The organism is Escherichia sp. AM3 (assembly GCF_032029835.1).
Classification (GTDB): domain Bacteria; phylum Pseudomonadota; class Gammaproteobacteria; order Enterobacterales; family Enterobacteriaceae; genus Escherichia; species Escherichia coli.
Genome location: NZ_JAVUPQ010001220.1, coordinates 1 through 245 on the forward strand (window position 1 = coordinate 1; position 245 = coordinate 245).

Consider the following 245-nt stretch of genomic DNA (forward strand, 5'->3'; position numbering starts at 1 on the left):
AAAAAATCCCATAATCGCTTTAAACAACGTCGATTTTCCGGAACCGTTTACCCCAACCAGAGCGGCAATAGATCCGCCTGGTACTGTGATGTATGCATCGCGCAGTGCTGTGGGCCCGTTACGCCAGGTGACAGTAACATCATTAACGACAATGCCTGCAGATTGCCTCATTATTTCTCCCTTTTTCCGGCTTTAATTCCCTGTACCAGCGTACTGGTAGTACCCTTCAGAAGGTCGATATACGT

Annotated in this window: 1 protein-coding gene; it reads right to left on the reverse strand. The window is 47.8% G+C overall.

Annotated elements, in window-relative coordinates:
* The coding region (locus tag RTW80_RS30385) for an ATP-binding cassette domain-containing protein (RefSeq protein ID WP_312721940.1) at nucleotides 1-171 on the reverse strand (171 nt) is incomplete at its 3' end.
* Between the last annotated feature and the right edge of the window lie 74 nt (nucleotides 172-245).